The 20226-nt window shown below is 40.5% G+C and carries 25 protein-coding genes; 17 read left to right on the forward strand and 8 right to left on the reverse strand.

Annotation, left to right across the window (positions count from 1 at the left end):
- The first annotated feature begins 16 nt into the window (after positions 1–16).
- Both ACQCT8_RS00810 and ACQCT8_RS00815 read left to right on the forward strand, forming a co-directional pair.
- Complete coding sequence (locus ACQCT8_RS00810) at positions 17–199, forward strand: hypothetical protein (protein WP_426867791.1); 183 nt, start codon at positions 17–19, stop codon at positions 197–199.
- The gene (locus ACQCT8_RS00815; RefSeq protein ID WP_426867792.1) at positions 189–476 is read left to right on the forward strand and encodes a hypothetical protein; all 288 of its coding nucleotides are present in this window, start codon (positions 189–191) and stop codon (positions 474–476) included. Before ACQCT8_RS00810 ends, ACQCT8_RS00815 begins: the two co-directional genes overlap by 11 nt.
- Before the next feature lie 255 nt (positions 477–731).
- Here ACQCT8_RS00815 and ACQCT8_RS00820 read toward each other — a convergent pair whose 3' ends face one another.
- A complete protein-coding gene (locus tag ACQCT8_RS00820) occupies positions 732–1205 on the reverse strand; it encodes a MarR family winged helix-turn-helix transcriptional regulator (protein ID WP_426867793.1) in 474 nt (157 codons plus the stop codon).
- Positions 1206–1221: 16 nt separating this feature from the next.
- Positions 1222–2427, reverse strand: a complete 1206-nt coding sequence (locus tag ACQCT8_RS00825; RefSeq protein WP_426867794.1) for an MFS transporter — start codon at positions 2425–2427, stop codon at positions 1222–1224.
- Positions 2428–2627: 200 nt separating this feature from the next.
- On the opposite strand from ACQCT8_RS00825, the gene ACQCT8_RS00830 reads away from it, so the two are divergent.
- Positions 2628–3161: a putative glycolipid-binding domain-containing protein gene (locus ACQCT8_RS00830; protein WP_426867795.1), complete on the forward strand. Its 534-nt coding sequence runs from the start codon at positions 2628–2630 to the stop codon at positions 3159–3161.
- A gap of 46 nt (positions 3162–3207) precedes the next feature.
- Here ACQCT8_RS00830 and ACQCT8_RS00835 read toward each other — a convergent pair whose 3' ends face one another.
- Positions 3208–4386 carry a M20 metallopeptidase family protein gene (locus ACQCT8_RS00835; RefSeq protein ID WP_426867796.1) on the reverse strand — a complete coding sequence of 393 codons (1179 nt, stop codon included), beginning with the start codon at positions 4384–4386 and terminating at the stop codon, positions 3208–3210.
- A gap of 176 nt (positions 4387–4562) precedes the next feature.
- Between ACQCT8_RS00835 and ACQCT8_RS00840 the strand changes: the two genes are divergently transcribed.
- On the forward strand, positions 4563–5972 hold the full coding sequence (locus ACQCT8_RS00840; RefSeq protein ID WP_426867797.1) for a YfcC family protein: 1410 nt from the start codon (positions 4563–4565) through the stop codon (positions 5970–5972).
- A 515-nt stretch (positions 5973–6487) separates the two neighbouring features.
- Positions 6488–6721 carry a hypothetical protein gene (locus ACQCT8_RS00845; RefSeq protein WP_426867798.1) on the forward strand — a complete coding sequence of 78 codons (234 nt, stop codon included), beginning with the start codon at positions 6488–6490 and terminating at the stop codon, positions 6719–6721.
- A 324-nt stretch (positions 6722–7045) separates the two neighbouring features.
- On the opposite strand, the gene ACQCT8_RS00850 is transcribed toward ACQCT8_RS00845, so the two are convergent.
- Positions 7046–7387 carry a hypothetical protein gene (locus tag ACQCT8_RS00850; RefSeq protein WP_426867799.1) on the reverse strand — a complete coding sequence of 114 codons (342 nt, stop codon included), beginning with the start codon at positions 7385–7387 and terminating at the stop codon, positions 7046–7048.
- A gap of 164 nt (positions 7388–7551) precedes the next feature.
- On the opposite strand from ACQCT8_RS00850, the gene ACQCT8_RS00855 reads away from it, so the two are divergent.
- Entirely contained in the window at positions 7552–7785 is a 234-nt protein-coding gene (locus ACQCT8_RS00855; protein ID WP_426867800.1) for a hypothetical protein, read from the forward strand.
- A gap of 65 nt (positions 7786–7850) precedes the next feature.
- Here the strand turns inward: ACQCT8_RS00855 and ACQCT8_RS00860 are convergent, their stop codons facing one another.
- Positions 7851–8423, reverse strand: coding sequence for a TetR/AcrR family transcriptional regulator (locus tag ACQCT8_RS00860; protein WP_426867801.1), 573 nt, complete (start codon positions 8421–8423; stop codon positions 7851–7853).
- A gap of 138 nt (positions 8424–8561) precedes the next feature.
- Between ACQCT8_RS00860 and ACQCT8_RS00865 the strand changes: the two genes are divergently transcribed.
- From ACQCT8_RS00865 to ACQCT8_RS00880, 4 genes are all read left to right on the forward strand, one after another.
- A complete protein-coding gene (locus ACQCT8_RS00865) occupies positions 8562–9455 on the forward strand; it encodes an ABC transporter ATP-binding protein (protein WP_426867802.1) in 894 nt (297 codons plus the stop codon).
- A gap of 2 nt (positions 9456–9457) precedes the next feature.
- Positions 9458–10240 (forward strand): ABC transporter permease subunit, encoded by a 783-nt coding sequence (locus tag ACQCT8_RS00870; protein ID WP_426867803.1) that lies wholly within the window; start codon positions 9458–9460, stop codon positions 10238–10240.
- Positions 10241–10535: 295 nt separating this feature from the next.
- Complete coding sequence (locus ACQCT8_RS00875; RefSeq protein ID WP_426867804.1) at positions 10536–11003, forward strand: hypothetical protein; 468 nt, start codon at positions 10536–10538, stop codon at positions 11001–11003.
- An 856-nt stretch (positions 11004–11859) separates the two neighbouring features.
- Entirely contained in the window at positions 11860–12315 is a 456-nt protein-coding gene (locus ACQCT8_RS00880; RefSeq protein WP_426867805.1) for a hypothetical protein, read from the forward strand.
- A gap of 244 nt (positions 12316–12559) precedes the next feature.
- Here the strand turns inward: ACQCT8_RS00880 and ACQCT8_RS00885 are convergent, their stop codons facing one another.
- From ACQCT8_RS00885 to ACQCT8_RS00895, 3 genes are all read right to left on the reverse strand, one after another.
- Positions 12560–13687, reverse strand: a complete 1128-nt coding sequence (locus ACQCT8_RS00885) for a glycerate kinase (RefSeq protein ID WP_426867806.1) — start codon at positions 13685–13687, stop codon at positions 12560–12562.
- An 18-nt stretch (positions 13688–13705) separates the two neighbouring features.
- Positions 13706–14974, reverse strand: coding sequence for a GntP family permease (locus tag ACQCT8_RS00890; protein ID WP_426867807.1), 1269 nt, complete (start codon positions 14972–14974; stop codon positions 13706–13708).
- Between the two features lie 124 nt (positions 14975–15098).
- The gene (locus ACQCT8_RS00895; RefSeq protein ID WP_426867808.1) at positions 15099–16244 is read right to left on the reverse strand and encodes a sugar diacid recognition domain-containing protein; all 1146 of its coding nucleotides are present in this window, start codon (positions 16242–16244) and stop codon (positions 15099–15101) included.
- A 519-nt stretch (positions 16245–16763) separates the two neighbouring features.
- On the opposite strand from ACQCT8_RS00895, the gene ACQCT8_RS00900 reads away from it, so the two are divergent.
- The 7 genes from ACQCT8_RS00900 (at position 16764) to ACQCT8_RS00930 (ending at position 20219) form a co-directional block, all read left to right on the forward strand.
- On the forward strand, positions 16764–17318 hold the full coding sequence (locus ACQCT8_RS00900; protein WP_426867809.1) for a hypothetical protein: 555 nt from the start codon (positions 16764–16766) through the stop codon (positions 17316–17318).
- Between the two features lie 122 nt (positions 17319–17440).
- Positions 17441–17737, forward strand: a complete 297-nt coding sequence (locus ACQCT8_RS00905; protein WP_426867810.1) for a hypothetical protein — start codon at positions 17441–17443, stop codon at positions 17735–17737.
- A 146-nt stretch (positions 17738–17883) separates the two neighbouring features.
- Positions 17884–18177 (forward strand): 3-isopropylmalate dehydrogenase, encoded by a 294-nt coding sequence (locus ACQCT8_RS00910; RefSeq protein ID WP_426867811.1) that lies wholly within the window; start codon positions 17884–17886, stop codon positions 18175–18177.
- Positions 18178–18292: 115 nt separating this feature from the next.
- A complete protein-coding gene (locus ACQCT8_RS00915; protein WP_426867812.1) occupies positions 18293–18787 on the forward strand; it encodes a DUF4825 domain-containing protein in 495 nt (164 codons plus the stop codon).
- Between the two features lie 47 nt (positions 18788–18834).
- A complete protein-coding gene (locus ACQCT8_RS00920) occupies positions 18835–19122 on the forward strand; it encodes a hypothetical protein (RefSeq protein WP_426867813.1) in 288 nt (95 codons plus the stop codon).
- A gap of 132 nt (positions 19123–19254) precedes the next feature.
- The gene (locus ACQCT8_RS00925; protein ID WP_426867814.1) at positions 19255–19500 is read left to right on the forward strand and encodes a hypothetical protein; all 246 of its coding nucleotides are present in this window, start codon (positions 19255–19257) and stop codon (positions 19498–19500) included.
- A gap of 98 nt (positions 19501–19598) precedes the next feature.
- Positions 19599–20219, forward strand: coding sequence for a class I SAM-dependent methyltransferase (locus ACQCT8_RS00930; RefSeq protein ID WP_426867815.1), 621 nt, complete (start codon positions 19599–19601; stop codon positions 20217–20219).
- Positions 20220–20226 lie beyond the last annotated feature (7 nt).

Below are 20226 nucleotides of genomic sequence, written 5' to 3' on the forward strand. Positions count from 1 at the left end.
GAAGTGGGAGAAAAAAGTGAATGACTACATAGCAACAATGAGAAAAATGATCGGACACAAAACATTACTAACGGTCGGGTGTGGTGCCATCATTGAAGATGCAGCTGGGCGTGCGCTGTTTCAGAAGCGATCCGATTACGGACAGTGGGGGATTCCCGGCGGCGATTGGAGAAAGGATAGAGGACGCGTTGATCCGTGAAGTGCTGGAAGAGACAGGGCTGACGATCAGAGACGTCTCGCTATTTGGCATCTATTCGGGTGAAAAGGGATTGGCACAATATGAGAATGGGGATAAGGTATTCAGTGTTCAGCTCATCTTTCACACCACCCATTTTACCGGTGTGCTTCAGCCGAGTGATGAAGGCAGGGAACTCAGCTTCAGACATAAAAACGATATTCCACAGGAGGTTAATCCTCATCAATCCCCGTTTATTGAGGACTGGGCAGCGGGAATTAAGACCCCAGTAATTAAATAAAGCACAAATGCTTGAACGGGAGTGTGAGGGTTGAAAGGCAATAAAATTTTATGAGGAAGTAATTATAAATAGTATGAGGAGAGTGGAGCGGAAGGTGGGGACTCCAGCAGGAGATGACGGCAAGCTGAGACTTTGCAGGGCCTACCTGGAAAGGCTCAGCGCCGTCCCTGCGGAAAGCGTCCACCTAAAGCGCAGCGAGCCGATCATAGAGTATCAGATACTTTTGTCCCATTGTTTCAAAAAATACCTCCCACATTATTCCTCTGCCTTTCCTTCTCTTTTGTTCTTCTCTGTTAAATACGTGATGATATGCTGAAACGAATTTGTGAGTGAACCCACTTCTTCATCACTGAGAACACTGAACAATTCCTCTGTGAGTCGTTCTTCAATTTCATTGACTCGTGCAGAAAAAGCATGGCCCTGCACGTCTAGCTGGATAAAGCTTTCCCGGAGATTCTTCGGGTTTTTTTCTTTTTTTACAAAGCCGCGATTTTCCAGGATCTTGAGCACCTGGCTGATTCCGCTTTTCGAGATGTTCATACGCAACGCAAGCTCCGTCGTCGTCCACGTATCCTGCCGCTTAAAAAGCATCAGCACCTGCTCCTGCTGATAGGTCAGTTCAAATTCATTTAAGTCCGTAAAGTATTGTGTCAATAGCAGATCGAGCTCATTTATTTGATGATATATTTGATGAATTCGCTGTTTTTTATCCTGGTTCAACTCTCTCATTCCTTTCCTTTTTCATCTATGCCGCTTTTCGGAACGTGCCGCTTCGTACAAAGAGGAGAATACTTGCGGCCAGGGCAATTCCCCCAAAGACGACAAGCAGTGTTTGAATGGGAACAGCTAGAGCGACGAGTACGGATAAGACCGCAAAAGCGATTGGCTCAAGTCCTGAGGCGGCGAGCGCCATGATACTCATCACACGGCCAATCTTGTTTTTATCGCTGTTTTCCTGCATCAGTGTCACTGCCGGCAAATAAACCAGCATCAGCATAAAACCGCTCATGGCTGAAGCGATGGCAAGAAGCGGAATGGACTCGACCTGCGTATAAAACAAGAAAGCCAGAACCGTCAAAAAGAGTGCACGAAAAACGAACCGCCCGCGCTGAACAGATCGGAGCGCAAGAACAAGGAAGCTTGCGACAAATGTACCTAAAGCAAGTCCGCCTTCAATAAGACTCAAGTCAAATGGCGTTCCTCCGCGTTCACCGACGAGGATGGGAATGCTCATAATCAGCGGTCCCATAATAAAGAGATTAACGATGGCAATTGCCAATGTCCCCGCTCGCAAAATAGGCGTCCGGGAGACGTAGGAGATTCCTTCTTTTAAATCAAAGATAACCGTTGAAAACGTCAAGGTTGCAGATTCAGGAATCACATCCTGGATCAAGCGCGGCAAAATCAGGACAGCCGCAAGCAGGATCAATCCTGCAGATGTTCCAAAGCTGAGTGCGAAACCGCCGAACGTCAGCAGGACACCAGCGAGGAAAGGCCCAAGAACAAACATAAGTTCAAGGGAACCCTGGAAGAGTGAATTGGCACGCTGAAGATCCTGCTTTTTCACGATTGAAGGGATGAGAGATGAAAGTGCCGGATATGACATGCCGTCTAAAATTCCAAAAACCACAGCAATCACAAGGAGAGCGGTTACCGAGTAGGCGTCTGCCAAATGAAGTCCCACGATCGCGAGCATCAAAGCAGCTTGCGCAAGATTAGTCAGGAAAAGCAAGCGGCTCTTTTGAAACCGGTCCGCAAAGACACCTCCAAACACCATCATCACCACACGCGGAAGTGACACGGCGGCCATAATAATTCCAAGAAGACCCGGCTGCTTCAATACATCAATTGTCAGCCAGGAGATGCTTAAAAAGAAAATGGAAAATCCGAGTGTCAGAGACATGCCGGACAGCCAGGTGAAAATAAATCTTTTATTAGTAAGTAGCTTCATAGAAACCTCACAAGAATAATAGTTTAGTTAAGTTAACTAAACTAAATATAGCTGGAACATATTCGATTGTCAAGCGCACGCAGGCTTATGTCAAAAAGTACCTTTTATCTGTCATTTACTTGTCTAATACGGTATCTTCATCTTAAGGTACCATTAAAGCAAATCCATGCAAGTAAAAGTTCGCTAAAAGGGGAATTTGGATGAAAAAAATCATTTGGAAAAATCTCGAAACAAACGGACGGGAAGAAGCGTTTCTCAAAAAAACGAACGATGGCGTTACGGTAACAAGCAGTGTAATTGTTTCCGAATACTCTTATTCTGTCACGTATCATCTTCAACTGGACCCAAAATGGGCGGTCCAAAAGGTTGAGATTAACCATGGAGAAAAAACACTCACTCTTTCCTCAAATGGAGAAGGATGCTGGAGTAAAGACGGAGCCACGCTCGTAGATGCAGAGGGAGTGGTGGACGTTGATATTTCAGCCACACCGTTTTCAAATACACTGCCCATCAACCGGTTTTTATGGGAAACGGGGCAAAGTAGAAAGCTTGATGTTTTATACATAGACGTACCCGCACTGACCTGCCAAAAAGTAGAGCAGGTGTATACCTATACAGGGGAACAGGGAGAGTATCGAACCTTCCTGTATCAGTGCCGTGACTATGAAACAACAATTACAGTAGACAAAGACGGACTGGTCGTTGACTATCCGGAAGCGTTTCAGCGCCTATAAAAACATTCCAGAGCAGCAGCTACTCTGGAATGCAGAAGTACGCAGATTAATCTATAACATCTTGATCTTTTAAGGTAAGCAGAAAAACCTTTCCAATTGTTCCTAGCGCCTCTTCATCCACATCGAATTTTGGATGGTGGTGCGGGAAATTGGCATGAAGATCTTCATTTCGTCCGCCTACAAAGAAAAAGGTGCCCGGTCTTTCCTTGAGGTAGTATGAAAAGTCTTCTGCCCCCATAAATGGCTTCATTTCCTTCACATGAAAAGAGGGAAGATGCTTCTCTGTCATTTGCTTTAACGAATCGGATTCCTTCGGGTGATTGTACACAGCGGGGTGACCAAAATGGTACGTTACTTCAACGCTTGCCCCGGTTTGCATCTCAAGAGCCTGAGCAGTTGACGTAATCATTTTCTCCGCATCTTTTCGCACAGTTTCATCAAATGTCCGAACCGTTCCTTCAATGATCGCGGAATCCGGAATCACATTGGCGGCTTTTCCGCTGTGGAATGAACCCACTGTGAGGACAATGGCTTTTAGCGGATCGACACGCCTGCTTGGAATCTGCTGCAAATTCACCACCAGCTGACTTGCCGCCACCACCGGATCAATCGTTAAATGCGGCAGTGCACCATGACCGCCTTTTCCCTGAACGTTGATATGAAATGTGTCAGCAGCAGCCATCGTGTAGCCCGATTGAAACAGAATTTCGCCCACATCATTTTCAGACCACACATGAGCACCGTAAATCGCATCGACTCCCTCTAAGCAGCCGTCTGCAATCATGGCTTCAGCTCCTCCGGGACTTACTTCTTCTGCAAATTGATGAATAAATACCACCGTCCCTGCAAGCTCCTCACGCTTTTCACTGAGGACTTTAGCTGCGCCAAGAAGAGCAGCAGTATGCACATCATGTCCGCATGCATGCGTTACGCCTTCCACTTTTGACTTATAGGAAACATCCTTTTCATCCTGCATAGGCAGGGCATCAAAATCTGCCCGAAGTGCAATGGTTTTTCCAGGACGCCCTCCAGTTAAATAACCAACAACGCCTCTTCCTCCGACACCCGTCTTTACATCAATTCCAAGTTCGCTCAAATAAGCAGCCACTTTTTCCGGCGTCCGTTTTTCTTCATGGGAAACTTCAGGATGCATATGAAAATCCCTGCGAAGTTCCACCATTTCCGTTTGCAAGTCTTCTAATCTTTTCTTTAATTCAACTAACATGACAAACCTCCAGCTTATTTGACACTTTATTTTAAATTTTGCAAAAATAGAGTATGAGTTATATACTATACAACATCAATTTTTTTATCAATCAAAGAGATTACTAGAATAGGGGTGAAAAGGAGAAGTAGAAAAGAAAAATTGATTACTTATACAGAAGGAGGCATAAAAAGTAGATGAGTACGAAGATTGAGGAAAATGAACCACAAAAGAAAAAATGGGAAATGCCCGATACATACGTCATTCTATTTCTTGTCCTTTTAGCAGCGGTGATCGCGACCTACTTTGTTCCAGCCGGTTCATTCGAACGTGAAATGGCAGATGGAGTAGAAAGGGTCGTGCCGGGAACTTACAGCGAGGTGGATGGAAGTCCAACAGGCTTTATGGACATTTTCCTCGCCCTTCAAATGGGAATGGTAGAGTCAGGCGGACTGATTTTTCTTGTGCTATTTGCAGGTGGCGCATTTGAAGTCATTGAGCGGTCCGGTGCCATTAAAGGCGGCATCTTGCGTGCTGTGAACAAAACAAAAGGAAAAGAGTTTTACCTGATCGCATTTGTCTCATTGCTGTTTGCACTTGGTGGAGCGGTGGGTGCAGTCGCGAATTCTGTTATTCCTTTCGTCGCGATTGGGGTCATCATCGCAAGAGCGCTTAAGCTCGATGCGATTGTAGCAGTTGCCATTACATTCGGTGCGACATTTGCCGGCTTTAATGTGGGATTTTTAAATCCTTATACAGTCGGAATCGCTCAATCGATCGCGGAAGTGCCGCTCTTTTCAGGCATGCTGCTTCGTGTCATTGCTTTTGTCGTGATTGTGGGCGCGACAATCTGGTACACCTGGTCCTACGCGAAAAAAATACTACAAGATCCGTCCAAAAGCCTAATCGGTGTGCTGGATGAGGGCTCTGATGAAGGCGATGACCTGAAAGCACCGTTTACCGCCCGGCATAAAATCATTCTCTCATTTGTTGGACTTATGCTGTTATTCTTTATTTACGCGACCATTGAGTTCGCCTGGACGATTGATCATATGGCGGCATTTTTCATTGTCATTGGACTCGTATCAGGCGTCATTGCAGGAATGAATTACAACAAAATAGCCATTACATTCCTAGATGGCTGTAAAAATCTGGTCTACGGTGCACTGATCATCGGGGTGGCTCGCGCCATTCTGATCGTCATGGAAAATGCGGCGATTCTGGATACATTCGTGCAAGCATTGTCCGTTCCGCTTGAAGGGATGTCACCGGTTTTTGCTACGCTCGGCATGTTTGTCGCCAACGGTGTTATGAACTTTTTGATTCCTTCAGGGAGCGGCCAGGCCATGATTGCGATGCCAATTCTGTCACCTCTTTCTGACATGATCGGCGTTAATCGGCAAATCGCCGTTCAGGCCTATCAGTTTGGAGATGGTTTCACAAACAGCATCTTCCCAACCTCAGGCCCGCTGATGGCAAGTCTGGCAGTTGCCGGAGTGTCCTGGATCAAATGGGCAAAATGGATGCTGCCCTTACTTCTGATCTGGACGTTCATTGCAGTCACCATGCTCGTTTTCGCTGTCTTTATTAACTGGGGACCGGTTTAGAGTAGATAGTAAAGAGCCTCATTCAAAGTGGATGAGGCTCTTTACTCATAATCGTATAGAAGCATTTAAAAAACGGCTTCACGTTAAAAACTTTTTATCAAGCAGGTATTTTGTGAAATTCATCCATATACTCAATGACTAAGACTGCAATAAGAACTGCCAGTGGAGAAATATTGACAAATAAAGAGAAGGCTCTTTCTAAAACTGGCTCTCTGCTAAATAACGATACAATACTAAACGGGATACTGATTATGGATATTGAAACAGCAGTCAACGCCAGTATACTCAGAATAGTTTTTAATCCGTTATGTGAGGTGAAAGATCAAGCAAAAATAGAAAGAGGAAGGACAGATAATGTGATAAGGGCTGCTATGAACGAAATATTGGTGAAGACAGCAAGGCTTTTTCTTTTCATAATTTAGCTCACCTCGTTAACTCTGGTTTATTTATGGAAAAAAAGGTTATATAAGGACTATTATATAACAAACTGCATAGGACTTATAGGAGGGATGAGCATGAGACAGGCTTCTGAGAAAAAACGAGGGATGTTTGGAAACGCCTCGAAAAAAAGTAAGATTGTATTAGGAATTCTATTTATCATTTCTTTAATCTCGGTAACTGCGTTTGGTAATTATAATGAAACGCTTAGTGAATTTAGAGAAGCTCATGTACTTAACTCTGTTCTCTTTACGATCTTTACCTGGTTAGTTCCTTTGCTGATCTGGAGAATGTTTTTTTATAGGATATAAAATAGGCAGTGCTCCTCACCGTAGATACCTCATCACGATCAAAACAATCCACGTCATAATGCTTGGCAGCGAAGAAATTAGAGAATTTCAGATCCACCATAACCGTATCAATAGAACACAAGCATAAACATCGAGACTGCAACCTTCATCTGTTTTTCCTTCATCTTTGAAATTTAAATCACTTCACTCCTAGCTTTATATAAACCAGTCAAACTCTTTTTCAGCTCAATCTCATCTTTAATAAGTATCTCATCATGATCAATAGAACGACTACTAGCTATACTCATTTCTGATTATAATGCGCTTGAACTTTACGCGAATGTTTTATTGCCTCTTTTTATCATACAAATCTTTGTACATAATAACGACAAGAATAAAAACGTACAGGGGAATAAAGAAAACTCGATTATTCCATACATTTTTTTCCAAACTAATGTCTGCTATGATACTTACCGCTACAGAAAGTATGCTAAAAATACCAATAAACACAAAGGTCATTTTGTTTTCTGTGAAATAATCTTTTTTTATTTCAATTACTAGATACAGTGTTGTAAATACAATTAAACTAATTCGAGTTACAAACAAATACTCATACTGAAATAAAAATGTTCCAACTAAAAACAAAAGAGCCAGTACACTAAAAAGCATTGAAAAGATTTTTTGCATGATAAACTCCCATCATAGAAAAATAAGCTTTATTCTTGCGTGTTTTATCAATATCACTAGAAAGACTAAGCCTACCTGATTTACCTGCAATTAGAATAACATACTTACAGATTTAGAAAATGATGTTCCAGTTTTTCATTACAATAGTGTAAGGAGGGATCGTAATGGTTGCATCTTCTAATAAGAAACAAGGGATTTTTGGACACGCTTCGAAAAAAAGCAAGATCGTATTAGGTATTCTTATGCTTTTTACGATCACGACGATGAATGCAATTCGTATTTTTGTTCCAGCAGTTAGTGAGTTTCGGGAAGAAAATCTTTTCCTGTATGGACTCGTTCATTTCGCCTCCTATGGCGTAACCTATGCCATTTGGCGATTATTTTTTTACAGATTGTAAAAAATTCCTTCTTGCAAAGAGCCTGGACACCCAAGCTCTTTTTTTGTGCTGTTACGATTAACTAGCTAATCTCTCAACCCCATCAATTTTCCCATGACACCACTACTCGAAAGCTCTCCAAGCAGCGCTGTTAACTCTTCAAGTGAAGGAGGATTATCCTCGTTAAACCAATAACTTAAAATGCCGATCATCGCAGACAGAGCATATTCAAGTGTGTAGTCAAGCTCATAGCCGTCTTTGGCACCTTGTGCAAGAAGGGCTTCTTTCATCATCGGCTTCATGCTGGCTTTGATTCTCCGCTGAAAGGCAGGATCTCCGTGATCTCCAAGCAAGACGGAGAGATAGCCGCTGTGGTCAGAATACAAGCGGACCAGGGCGTCGAGCTGAAATGGATCGCTTGAAGAAGACAGCTGCTGCATCGGCATCTCCTGCAGCTTGAAAATTAAATGGTTTTCCAATTGCTCCAGCACGTCATACACATCCGTAAAATACTCATAAAAGGTGGACCGGTTATAGCCTGCTCTTGTTGTAATTTCTTTGATCGTGATTTTTTCAATCCGCTTCGTGCAATACAGTTCCCAGAAGGCATCATTTAAATTTTGTCTTGTTTGTGCTGTAATTGCTGGATTCTTTTTCATTGTTGTTCCTCCCAGATGGTGCTGCTAAATCCGACATTGAAGCCAAACTGTCGGTTGATAGAGCCGTTGGTACACCCTACAATTGAATCATACGACATGTTGTCGGATAAATAAAGAAGAAATGGCGGGTGATTGTAGATGACAGCGATCAACATCGAGCATCTTACGAAGGATTATGGAAACAACAAGGGTATTTTTGATGTTTCCTTTCAAATAGAAGAAGGAGAAGTCGTTGGATTTCTTGGGCCAAACGGTGCAGGAAAGACCACCACCATTCGTCACCTTCTTGGATTCACTAAACCACAAAGCGGAAGCTCTGCTATTTTACAAATGGATTGCTGGAACGAGGCGAAGGAAATTCAGCAGTATCTTGGATATCTGCCGGCAGAAATGGCATTTCCGGAAAATATGACAGGCACCCAGCTTATTGAGCATACAGCAAAAATGCGAGGGCTTAATGACAGGAAGAGAGCGGAGGAATTAATCCGCATGTTCAACCTGGATCCTTCCGCACCCATTAAGCGGATGTCGAAAGGGATGAAGCAGAAGGTGGGGATCGTTTGTGCCTTTATGCATAATCCTAAAATTCTCATTCTGGACGAACCTACGACAGGACTGGATCCTCTGATGCAATCGGTCTTTGTGCAGCTGATTCATGAGGAAAAACAAAAGGGAAAAAGCATCCTGATGTCGTCCCATTTATTTGAGGAAATTGAAGGGACCTGCGACCGCATAGCCATGATTAAGCAAGGCAGAATCATTTCGATCATGGATGCCGAAGAATTTAAAAACGCTGAGAAGACCTCATTCAGCATAACATTTCAAAACCAGGAAGATTTTCAATCCTTTCAACAGGAACATTTTCAAATCTCACAGATTCAAAAAGACAGCTTGCAGCTCGTGATCGAAATTGAAGATGGTCAACTAAACAGCCTGATCCGAGCACTGGCTGCCAGAAATGTGACGTCCATTCGGGAAATGAAATACTCACTGGAAGATAATTTCATGAACTTCTATAAAGGGGAGCAATGACCATGTTTAGTAAGCCATTATTCATTCACTTCATAAAATCAAACGCAAAAGTTTTCTCGATTATAGCGGGTGCGCTCATGCTGCTGATTGGGATTATCATGAGTGTTTTCACACCGGACACGATGAAAGAAATTGCGCAAACCAGCATGGATGCGCCGATCAATCCATTAGGCGATATTTCAACCTTAATTGCCTTTACGGCAAATCAATATTTCGGGAATTTTGCTCTCATCTTTGCCATGATTTATTCCATTATCATAGGAAATAAACTGATCGCGGCGCAGGTGGACAAAGGCAGCATGGCGTACCATCTGTCAATGCCCATCACACGAACCCAATACACCGTGACAAGCCTCATTTACTTTGTTTCTTCACTCCTCGCCCTATTTATACTGATTTTTGTGGCAGGGGTTGGGGTGGCAGAGCTGGTTCAGCCGGGGGAGCTGCCGATTGACACCTTCTTCATGCTGACTGCAGGATCCTTCCTATTGCATCTGGCCATCTCGGGCATTACATTTTTGTCATCATGTTTATTTAACCGTTCAAGCTATTCCCTTGCGCTCGGTGCCGGGCTGACCGTCTTTTTCTTCGCGGCGAATATGCTTTCCGGCATGAGCGACAGTCTGGACATTCTTAAAAATGCCACGATCATTACGCTGTTTGATTCGGAGGCCATTATTCAGGGCGGAGAGTATGGTGCGCAGTTATTCATTCTGGGGGGACTGGCCATTGTCCTTTACCTCGTGGGACTAGTGGTTTTTAAGCGCAAAGATCTCCCGTTATAAAACAGATGTGTTTCTAAACGAAGTAAAAGATGATACGGACATCCGTATATAATAATAGGTATCTTGTACCAAATCTAGTTCTATATGGTAGGATAAGTTTAAGAGGGGATCGTATAAAATGCGTAGATTGTATACGTACTAGAGAAAACGTGAACGAGACGCAGTAAATTTTCTAATAATAGGATCTGAAAGGGTGATGTTCTTCATTCGACTTTCGGTTGGGAATTTTAATGAGTAACTGCCAATGATTGATTATCAGGAAATTTAAAGATCAACTTGTGAAAGGGTGATTATAATGGAAGAATCACAAAGGGAGCTACGAGAAATTAAGAAGTTAAAAAAGAAACGACTAGTCCAGTACAATCTTGCTATGCTGCTGATTATTGTGCTGGTCGTTTATTTTGACATAAACGTATTTTCTCCGTTTATTACTGGAATAATTTTAGGTTTGATGGTGATATACGTAGCTATTTCGATATACACCCTGGTGACAGGAAGGGTTTTCGGGACAAAAACAAGTAAACGTTTAGAGGAATTTGACAAAAGACACTGGGGAAAGAAGCGTTGGAAGCAAAATAGATTAGCGCAGATTCTCATCATCAGTGTACTAGGTGTAATTATTTCCGTTTTTTTCTTCAGTACAGATTTTAACCATGAAAGATATGACGCTCCTATTAGTCCGGGTCCGTTTATTGGAGTTTGGATAGGTGTTAATATAGGGATGATTTTACAGATAAATAAAATTGGAGTGCCTGAAAAATGAATACATAAGTTTCTTGACTAAGGAATAATTTCTAACTTTAATTTTCTTAACGAAAAAATAGTTTGAATATTATGAAATGCGAATCTTGTCTGTACGATATTAGTTGGATGGCCGTCCAGATGCATCATTAAACTTTAAAGAAGAACTAGGGTTTTAATAGGAACATAAGAGGGTGAGATGAATAGGGGACTTACCGGCTGAGGTCATTCTCTTAAGTTTATTTGCGCTTCTCCTGACAGGCGTAGTCATAACCATCATGTTGGTAAAGGAACAAAAAAGACGATTAAATCGGTAATCCTCCTTACAGCTATATTATTTCATGCCTTTAATTTCTATATTATCTATGATTTACTGACACCTTCACCACAATCTATTTCTGGCAACGGCAACCCGAATATCCCGTATATCTTTGTTTCATTCCTCCTGTTTCTCTCATTTTGTGTTGTCCTTACAAGGAAAATGGCGGATACCCTAAGACAAAAAAGTAGATTGCTGATTCTATTCATCATGGTCATTGCTTTTACGATCAGTTAATTTTCTTTTGTCTACCAGTTAGACTTTATATCTACAATAAAAGAAGAGCTATACTATCCGTTGGGCAGCTGGTGGAGCTGGTGGAAAAGCATCCATTTAAATTCTCTCTATTTTAATCCGTATACTTTTCTCTTGGGAATGAGTGCTTCCGTTCTAGTCGCGGGTGCTCTTGAGGTAACCAAAAAAAGGCGGGTGTAAGTTTCTTTCGTTGAAAAGGAAGTTAGGGATAAAATGACAGGCATAATGGAGAAAGAGATTATAGAGTTATTAAACGAACCTAAAATAGAGTTTAATAGATTGTCGAATTGAAAGGGAGGGTAAGATGGATGAAGCTAATTGGGATATAAAAGAAGTAAAGAGCTTAAAAAGGAAACAGCTCATTCAATTCAATATCGGAATGTTGTTGTTTATCATGCTTATTGCTTTATTAGCTGATAATGGATACGACACTTTCATCATTGGAATATTATTTGCCCTGATATGGATATTGGTAGCCATTAATGCATACACACTTGCAACGGGAAGAACAATTGGTACGAAGACGAGCAGACGTGTACAGGAATTTGATAAGAATCATTTGGGAGAGAAACGATGGAAGCGGAATAAAATAATAGAAACGGTCATCTTCAGGGTTTTGGGTGAGGGGTCTGCAGCAGGATATCTAATTCTCTTGGGATTTAACCCTATACCACTTCAGTTCCCCAGCTTTTATTTCCCACTTTTCGGGGCTTGGGTAGGACACAATGCTGGTGAGATTGCTAGAATAAGCAAGTTGTAAAACGATTTATTAGATGATAGAAATGTTTTGAGCTAGCGAATGTTACGTAATTTAAGGTCAACTAGTTTTTACTGACTGACTGTTATAGATAAGATCTATTAAATCATGAGCTATGGTTGAACGAACGGGTGCGTGAGAAGCTGATCCCGTTAACTAGCTGCACTTTAATAGAAGCAGACCTTTATAAAAAACCTGCTGCTTTTTCGCAACAGGTTTTTCCAGTTGTTCGAGGCCCCTGCGTCTACTACCTCATTAACACAGCAAGATTACGGGCTGTATTTTTTAAATTTTCATACCCACTTTCAAGCGCTTCCTCCAACGTCATCACTCCTGGCACTATACTAAAGATTGCATCAATGCCGTGGTCATATACATTTGAATAATTATTAGTTAAACTTCCTGCAAAAGCAATGACTGGCACATTATATTTCTTTGCTGTTTTTGCTACACAAATGGGCGTTTTCCCATGAATCGTTTGATGATTAATGCCGCCTTCACCCGTAATGACCAGATCTGCATCTTGAACCGCTTCAGCTAGTTTCGTTTCGTTGATCACAAGATCCCCGCCGCGTTTTAAGTCTGCAGATAAAAAGGCAAGCATTCCTGCTCCTAATCCACCCGCAGCTCCAGCTCCTGGTATATCTTTAATATCTTTCCCCACGTCGCGACTGATTACGTTCGCGTAATGTGCTAAATAAGCGTCTAATAATTCAATTTGCTTTTTGGTTGCTCCTTTTTGTGGACCGTATATCATTGATGCCCCCAAAGGACCCGTTAATGGATTGTCAACATCACAGGCCACATCGATGGCTACACGACTAAGGCGCTTGTCGAGAGTAGTCAGGTCAATTCGGCTGAGTTTGACCAGACCTGCTCCTCCAAATGGAATATCCTCATCATCTTGATCTAGTAATCTTCCTCCTAATGCTTGAACCATTCCAGCGCCACCATCATTGGTCGCACTTCCACCAATTCCGATTATAAACCGCTCCACACCTTTATCAAGAGCAATGGATATCAATTCACCTGTTCCGAAAGTGGTTGCAAACATTGGATCACGCTTTTGGACAGGTACCAGCTCCAGCCCCGAGGCAGCGGCCATTTCTATGACAGCTGTTTTTCCGTCTCCAAGCAGCCCATAAAACGCTTGAACCTTTTCTCCCAAAGGGCCGGTTACCGTTGCATACTCGATCTTGCCACCTGTCGCATCGACTAATGATTGAACCGTACCTTCACCCCCATCGGCCATAGGGATTTTAATTAATTCGACGTCAGTCAGTACTTCTTTCAATCCATCTTCAATGGCATTGGCAGCTTCTAACGCTGTTAAACTCTCTTTAAATGAATCTGGTGCAATCACGATTTTTTTCATGACCAATTCCTCCCTTATTTATAAAAACAGCTTAAATACGCCAAAGATGAGTGTTGAAATGATGGCAATCGTTAATCCAACAAGTGACTCATATGGAATCAGCTTTAATCGTTCCTGGAAATTCATCAGCACGCTTCCTGCAGTTGCGTGAAAGAAGCTTCCGTGCGGGAGGTGATCCAGGACGGTTGCACCTGCATGAATCATCGCTGCCCCGGCAAGACTTGCTACACCTAATTCAATTAACGTGGTACTAAATACACTGCTTGCAACTGCCGCCCCTGCCGTCGTTGATGCCGTTGCTGCAGACATGAAGATACCTGATACTGGCGCTAACATATAGGTGGGCAATCCAAGTACGTCAATCCCATCGATTAAAACATTTCGAAGTCCAGAATTCGAAATGATCCCGGCTATCGTCCCTGTTCCTAAAAGTAAAACAGCCACACCGGACATCTTGTTTAATCCAGAAACAATAAATGTATTAATCGACTTTATTTTCCCCATAACCAACGCACCCACAAGTCCACCCAGTGGAAGGGCAATCATCGGATCAATTACGATCTCAAATAACGGACGTAATGCGAGTAAAACAATGGTTACGAGCGGGGCAATAATGGCAAGCGCGAAAGATGGCAGTTTTTGACCATCTGTTTGGGTGATTTCATCAAGTGATACCTTCGAACCTTTATTCACTAACCTTTTTGCAAGGATATATGTGACGATTAATCCACCTATCGCCGGTATGATTCCAGCCGCCATGACCGAGGTTAATGATACGCCAAAAGCCTCTGATACTGCGATCGTATTTGGATTTGGCGACATAATATTTCCTGCTTTACCTCCACCAATCATAGCGAGTAAAATCGCCGTTTTTGATAGATTTGCACGGCTGGCAATCGCTAGAGCAATGGGAGCAACGGTAATGACAGCAACATCGACAAACACCCCGACAGCTGTTAAGATCATCGTCGCAATCGCTAGAGAGAATAACGCCTTTTTCTCCCCGATTTTCATTACGATAGTTTCTGCAATGGAAGCAGCTGCACCCAACTCAATGAGAACTCCTGCAAGTACACCAGCTGCTAAAATCCTCAGAACAGCGGGGATGATGTCCTGAGCTCCCCCCATCATTAAATCGACAGTTTCAGGAACAGAAGCTCCCCCGACTAAGCCGCCAACCATGGCTCCTCCTACTAAAGCGTAGACTGGCGGTACTTTCCTAAATATAAGAACAATTGCTAATACTAAGCCTACAATGGCACCTAAAGCGCTTACTTGAACATCCATTGGTGTCCCTCCTTGATGAATCTTAATCTTCATCCCATTGTAAGCGTTTTATATTTTTAATACATTGTGCAGTTGAAAAGAATAAAGCGTATTCATATCCGCTTTTTTTGTTCATATGAACAACTCAATGATCTTCACTCACTAAAGTATTAATGACAAGAGAGAAATACAATTCAAACAAATCCTGATAGTTTCTAGAATCCTTGCCGGTAATTTCCTTTATTTTTTCTAAGCGATACTGTAGGGAATTTCTATGGATAAATAATTTATTTGCAGTATTTATCGCTTTTCCATTTTCCTGAATATACATTTTCAGGGTCATCTGAAGGTGTCCTGACTCATCGTCTTCCTTTAACCTATGAATCAATTCAACAAATGGGTTGTTTTCCATTTGTTTTGCTAATTTACTCATGAACACATAAATAGAAAGGTCATCATATACAAACATATACTTTTCTGGGGTTAACTTTTCTCCAACGGTTAGGGTGTCCTTCGCCTCGCTAAAAGATTGATCGAGACGTTTAAATGTTGAATAATAATTTCCAATCGCTATTTTAACGGTAGGATCAATTTTACTCAGGTGCGCGAGCCACTTTTCTACCGTACTGATGGTACGTTCCTTTTCCCACCGGTCATACTTGATGGATACTGCTTTAACAATCACAATTTCTCCGGTATAAGTGGTAACAGCGAGGTCGTCTGATTCGAGGAGATGGTTGATCATTCGCTCTAAATTCTGTTTTCGATCCACCTCAAAAGAAGAGCTTTTTACGACGATGATTACCCTAGGAAGCAATAAATCAACGTGTAACGCCTTAGCCTTTTCAAAAAATATATTTTCATCAAGCTTATAGCCGTTAAGCAACTGATGCACAAACTCTTCTTTTATTCGTTCATCAAGCTGTAACTGCTTTTGCATATAGGCTTGTTCAATAATCATTTCTGTTGTCATCTTTACTAATTCTCCGTACCCTCTCGTTACATCAGGAGACCCGGTAATCCCAACAACACCTAGGATCTCACCTTGAAAAAGAATGGGTAAATTGATTCCCTCTTTAACCCCGTTCCAGTTCTCCGTGTCAGAAAATCCAATTTCAACTGCTTTTTTTCTCCTTAAAACTTCGCTCGCTGCTTCATGCTTTGTTGAAAGGCGCTGCTGATCTCCTGAACCAATAATTTTTCCATCTTGGTCCATCACATTTATATTATAGGGAAGAATCGCCATGGTTCGATCCACGATTTCCTGAGCAAGTTGTTCCGTTAAATACATTTTTAGGGTCATCCTTTTCATCTGGTTTCTTTGAAGTCTACCTTAAAACGAGACTAAGGGACAGGTTCCAGAACTCTATTGCAAAAGGATGGGTTTGTCTTCAGCGCTAAAGAGTGCTTGAAATTAGGTGAATAGTAAAAGTAAAAAAACAAGAAAAACGAAATGACCCAATTTATTTTGAAGGGATCCTATCAGAATGAAGGGGTGATCAACGAGGAGATTTCCTCCTACAATGATGAACAAATCGATTACAACCTTACCACTTAAAGGTAATTTTTCTGTCATTAAAGGAAATTAATGTTAAAATGTATGAGAGTAAGTTGTGGGATTAATGATTGGAGAATTGTATCAGGAGATTCTTGAATGTGCGAAAAGACAAGGGTGAATTTTAGGAGGATATCGATGGTCGTTCCAAATAGTGTACACACATCTGATGCGTAAAGATTAACAGGTTAAATTGTTAAGATATGTGTTCCGTAAATTATTCCTGTTCGAAAAATTGTTCGAAGGTGATTTAGAGTGAAAAATAGTAACAGAAAAGAATCGATAAAGATGGCTAGTATAACGTTAGCGACAAGTGTTTTATTACTTTTCACCTTACTAGCATTACAAATAAATGGTGTATCGGTATATATAGGGGCACCACCAGTCGGGATTAGTCATAATGTAATATCTAACTTGCTTATCATTGTGGCGATCGCATCTTTTACTCATCTGTTTAAAGATAGAGTTATTAAAGCAGTTATAATCGTGCTGGCGATATTTTTTATAGGAATACCATCACTGCCAAATCTACTATTTGAGAAAGAGTACACAACGTTTTCTTCTCCAGATAATCAAGAGGAATTTGTAGTCGTTGAAAGAGGTTACGGCCGCCTGTATCAACTATCAAACTTAGGGTTATATATGACGTATTTAACTGACATTGAGACAGACAATGGATATAAACCATTTTCAAATGGTTCATATAAATTAGAATGGGAAGAACCAAATCGACTAACAATTCAATATCGATTTGATAATATATCAGATTCTTTGAGTAAAGATATTTCGATTAATTATAAAGCGAAGTAAGTCGAAGGAAGTCGTTAAACTGTTTCACTAGCTACTTTTCTTAACTCTCAAAAAGGAAATTAATGTTAAACTAAAGAAGCAGCTTAGGTAACTTTCGAAACTGGAGAGAGCGGGTGGTTTAATTGTTTAAGGCAGCAGTATTCTTGGTACACGGATTGATATTCATATTGGTAGCCCTTGTCGGTATAGCTCCACTATTTAGCATTGCTGCACCAGACCCTGGAAGTGACCCCATTTATAATTGGGTTTGGGGTTCAATGATTGGGTTATTTATAATTCTTGTTTGGGTATCTGCTTATGTACAGTTAAGGATAAAAAAAGTTAAGGTATTTTTAATATCCGTAATAGGCCTGATTGCTTTTTTCATTCTCACTTATCAATTCATATACCCTTTCGTTTTAAATTTATTTTTAGAATGAGCAAGCTAACTAATGGTTAATTAACGGGTGCGTTGGTCCAGGAAGGATTAACCGCCTTTTTTGTTGAAGTTCTTATTAAACAAACGGGGCAGGTTAGAGATAGAAATATTTTGGCTGGTCATAAATTTTCATATAGGAGGAGTTAAATGAGCGGTTTTTTGATATTCATTATGGTTGTTTTTATTGTATCCGCAAATATTATCGCAGTTCTTTCCTACATGAAAAAGAGAAATTTATACTCTGCCGCATTTATCATCTTATTATTAGCAGCTGCATTTGGGGGGATCGGTGGCGTAGTGGCACTTTTGATTATTCGTGATCCTTTTGCAGTCTTTTACGGCTTACAAGTGGCATACTTTTTATTAATTAATAGTATCATCGCTTTTATCATTGCTATTTTAGTAACCTTAATTAAAATTTACAACAAAAGAACAGCGTGATTGAAGCTATATTCAACTAACAGGTGCTATAGCTCAACAAGAGTGGATGCTTATGCGATACCGGAGCAAAATGGTTAAACAAAATATGTGAATTTTTAATAAGGAGGAATTGAAGTTGGGGCAGAAGAATAAATTTTTGCTGATTTCATTATTGATAGTGCTTTTTTTAATTGGCTGTAACTCAAATGATCGTAATACTGATGTTGATGTATTCCAATATAAAGGATCATATGTAGGTGATAACAGTGCAGTAATTAATTCAGTTATTCAATTACAAGGTGCAGAACATTTTAAAGGATTAGAACTTAAAACAACAGATGAACCCTATGGAATTACTGTAAACTATGATTGGTCCGAATCTGAATTAGATGATAAAGAAACAGCTATTCACAATGCCTCTTATTTATTTACATTGATACAAAATGTGGACTGGATACATTTTGATTTTGAAATGGTTGAAGAAGTATACGAGTATAAAATGACGAGGGAGAATCTTCAAGAGTGGTATGGAATAGAATTTAGTGAAATTGACAACGAAGTTAAACTAAGAAATGTTATACAGGAATCTTTAAAAGATGAAAAGATGATCAATCAACTTTCAAACTTATAAAACTTCATAAAAGTTTGTCAGTACATTAGATAGAGGTGGGGGATTTTTTGAAAAAAATAAAGGTTGGATATGTCCTTAACACGGTGTTCAGTGGTTTAATCGCTATTCTCATATCTACTTTCTTTGCTGGTGGTACGATATCAGAGAACTATACTGATGAGACTTGGGTAGCCCCAGAGTTTTTTGTAATTTTACCTATTTGGGCTTTAGGGTTTCTACTAGGATTGTTTATTTATAAAAGTAAAAATCCAGGAAAATTTTTGTTTATATCTATTCTGATCACTTGGGCTTCAATTCCGCTTGGAGTGCAACTGGGATTCAGTCTAACTTCATAATATCTCTATGTCTTGAAAATCAGTCTAAAAAGGGGCTTTAACGCAATAACCAAGTTCCTCAAAATGAAGGATTTCTGTACTGCATTATTTAATAAATAACTAGTTTCTGGCATAACGACAAAGGGGGAAGATATGAAGCAGCATATTCAAATGGTAATGGGACACATTGGTTATTTTCTACTAGGATATATGGCTTTGAGAGCTTTGCTGGTTCAAAATGACAAGATAGGATTTGCATTACTATTTATCGGTATGAGTTTACTTATAAGTTATGTTCATTCTTTTGAGAAACAACAAGGCACCCCTAAATATAGTGCTCCCATTAAATTTACTTTAAGTCTGGTTTTTATTCTTTCAACACTAACGATGGTTTACTAAACGAAGTACAATGCGATCCTTGCGACATGCTTTATTAGCTTGAATCCTGTACAACTAACGGTAGGTTAGTAAAAAAGATAAACCAAAGGGGGAATAAAATGAAAAGCACATTATCCAAAAATATTACTGAGTCATATAATAAAAAAGCAGTTGAACGAAATTCATCTGATATACCCGAATGGAAGATTAAACAAAGAGAGATTTTCTTGAATAACATACATAATGAAAGTTATAGTCATTTACTGGAGATTGGAGCAGGGACAGGGAAAGATAGTCTTTTTTTTAAAGAGCAAGGATTAACTACATTCAGTATCGATGTATCATCTGAAATGATTAAGCTGTGCAAGGATAAGGGCTTGAATGCTGCGGTTATGAGCTTTTACAATCTTGATTTTCCTAATCACCACTTTGATTCCATTTGGAGTCTTAATTGCCTACTGCACGTTCCTAAAGATGACATTAAAGGTGTATTGAGTGAAATAAAAAGGATTTTAAAACCATCTGGATTATTTTACTTAGGAGTTTATGGTGGTGAGAACTCAGAGGGGATTTGGGATGATGACCCTTATACTCCTAAAAGATTTTTTTCCTTTTATGATGATGCATCTTTAAAAGAATTGTTATCAGAACTGTTTATTATAGAATACTTTGAAGTGGTGCCTAAAGACACAGTTGGCGGAAAACTCCACTTCCAATCAGTTATATTGAGAAATAAATAGAGAACTT

This window comes from Jeotgalibacillus proteolyticus (genome assembly GCF_050107735.1).
GTDB lineage: Bacteria > Bacillota > Bacilli > Bacillales > Jeotgalibacillaceae > Jeotgalibacillus > Jeotgalibacillus proteolyticus_A.

What these genes read in the sequence shown, in the direction of transcription:
- ACQCT8_RS00820 (WP_426867793.1), bottom strand. Translation starts at nt 1,205, where the DNA reads ATGAGAGAGTTGAACCAGGATAAAAAACAGCGAATTCATCAAATATAT.
- ACQCT8_RS00835 (WP_426867796.1), bottom strand. Translation starts at nt 4,386, where the DNA reads ATGTTAGTTGAATTAAAGAAAAGATTAGAAGACTTGCAAACGGAAATG.
- ACQCT8_RS00845 (WP_426867798.1), top strand. Translation starts at nt 6,488, where the DNA reads ATGAGACAGGCTTCTGAGAAAAAACGAGGGATGTTTGGAAACGCCTCG.
- ACQCT8_RS00830 (WP_426867795.1), top strand. Translation starts at nt 2,628, where the DNA reads ATGAAAAAAATCATTTGGAAAAATCTCGAAACAAACGGACGGGAAGAA.
- ACQCT8_RS00850 (WP_426867799.1), bottom strand. Translation starts at nt 7,387, where the DNA reads ATGCAAAAAATCTTTTCAATGCTTTTTAGTGTACTGGCTCTTTTGTTT.
- ACQCT8_RS00855 (WP_426867800.1), top strand. Translation starts at nt 7,552, where the DNA reads ATGGTTGCATCTTCTAATAAGAAACAAGGGATTTTTGGACACGCTTCG.
- ACQCT8_RS00860 (WP_426867801.1), bottom strand. Translation starts at nt 8,423, where the DNA reads ATGAAAAAGAATCCAGCAATTACAGCACAAACAAGACAAAATTTAAAT.
- ACQCT8_RS00865 (WP_426867802.1), top strand. Translation starts at nt 8,562, where the DNA reads ATGACAGCGATCAACATCGAGCATCTTACGAAGGATTATGGAAACAAC.
- ACQCT8_RS00875 (WP_426867804.1), top strand. Translation starts at nt 10,536, where the DNA reads ATGGAAGAATCACAAAGGGAGCTACGAGAAATTAAGAAGTTAAAAAAG.
- ACQCT8_RS00825 (WP_426867794.1), bottom strand. Translation starts at nt 2,427, where the DNA reads ATGAAGCTACTTACTAATAAAAGATTTATTTTCACCTGGCTGTCCGGC.
- ACQCT8_RS00910 (WP_426867811.1), top strand. Translation starts at nt 17,884, where the DNA reads ATGAGCGGTTTTTTGATATTCATTATGGTTGTTTTTATTGTATCCGCA.
- ACQCT8_RS00890 (WP_426867807.1), bottom strand. Translation starts at nt 14,974, where the DNA reads ATGGATGTTCAAGTAAGCGCTTTAGGTGCCATTGTAGGCTTAGTATTA.
- ACQCT8_RS00925 (WP_426867814.1), top strand. Translation starts at nt 19,255, where the DNA reads ATGAAGCAGCATATTCAAATGGTAATGGGACACATTGGTTATTTTCTA.
- ACQCT8_RS00930 (WP_426867815.1), top strand. Translation starts at nt 19,599, where the DNA reads ATGAAAAGCACATTATCCAAAAATATTACTGAGTCATATAATAAAAAA.
- ACQCT8_RS00880 (WP_426867805.1), top strand. Translation starts at nt 11,860, where the DNA reads ATGGATGAAGCTAATTGGGATATAAAAGAAGTAAAGAGCTTAAAAAGG.
- ACQCT8_RS00840 (WP_426867797.1), top strand. Translation starts at nt 4,563, where the DNA reads ATGAGTACGAAGATTGAGGAAAATGAACCACAAAAGAAAAAATGGGAA.
- ACQCT8_RS00895 (WP_426867808.1), bottom strand. Translation starts at nt 16,244, where the DNA reads ATGTATTTAACGGAACAACTTGCTCAGGAAATCGTGGATCGAACCATG.
- ACQCT8_RS00870 (WP_426867803.1), top strand. Translation starts at nt 9,458, where the DNA reads ATGTTTAGTAAGCCATTATTCATTCACTTCATAAAATCAAACGCAAAA.
- ACQCT8_RS00885 (WP_426867806.1), bottom strand. Translation starts at nt 13,687, where the DNA reads ATGAAAAAAATCGTGATTGCACCAGATTCATTTAAAGAGAGTTTAACA.